Annotated in this window: 2 protein-coding genes; both read left to right on the top strand. The window is 67.3% G+C overall.

Going from position 1 to position 814, the window contains the following annotated elements; translation table 11 throughout:
* The coding region (locus tag JCM25156_RS18790; protein ID WP_025814370.1) for an ACP S-malonyltransferase at nucleotides 1–624 on the top strand (624 nt) is incomplete at its 5' end.
* Nucleotides 625–677: 53 nt separating this feature from the next.
* Nucleotides 678–814: SDR family NAD(P)-dependent oxidoreductase (locus JCM25156_RS26260; protein ID WP_034961281.1), on the top strand; the 137-nt coding region annotated here is incomplete at its 3' end.

Consider the following 814-nt stretch of genomic DNA (forward strand, 5'->3'; position numbering starts at 1 on the left):
CGCCTGCGCGGCAACGCCATGCAGAAGGCCGTGCCGCCGGGGGAAGGTGGCATGGCCGCCCTGATCGGCGTGGGCATGGACCTTGAACGCGCCACCACCCTGTGCGCGGAAGCCGCGAATTTTACCGATGAGGCGGGCCGGACCCACCGGCAGGTGCTTGAGGTCGCTAATGACAATGGCGGCGGCCAGGTGGTTGTGGCGGGGGAGATGGCGGCGATTGACCGCGTGATCGCGCTGGCGAAGGCGCAGGGCGTCAAGCGCGCGCTCAAGCTGCCGGTTTCCGCCCCGTTCCACTGTTCCATGATGGAACCCGCCGCCGTGGAAATGCGCGATGCCCTGGCCGAGGCCCGGATCAGCCCCCCTGTCGTGCCGGTGGTGGCGAATGTCACGGCGGCCAAGGTGACCCAGCCCGACATGATCCGTGACCTGCTGGTGCGCCAGATCACGGGCACGGTGCGCTGGCGTGAAAGCGTTGACGCGATGGTGGCCATGGGCATCGACAGTTTTGTCGAGATCGGGGCGGGCAAGGTGCTGGCGGGGCTGGTGCGGCGCATCAATGGTGATGTCGCGACCCGTTCGGTCGGCACGCCCGCCGATATTGAAGCCTATCTCGCCGCGCGCTGAATGCGCGCGGCATCCTGTTTCATTGATGGATAGCTGAAGGGGACGGACGGTTCATGTTCAGACTTGACGGAAAAGTTGCGCTGGTGACCGGCGCATCGGGCGGAATCGGGCGCGAGATTGTCCGCGCGCTCCATGCGCAGGGGGCCACCGTGGTGCTGTCGGGCACCCGGCAGGCGGTGCTGGAGGAGGT

This window comes from Komagataeibacter kakiaceti JCM 25156 (assembly GCF_000613305.1).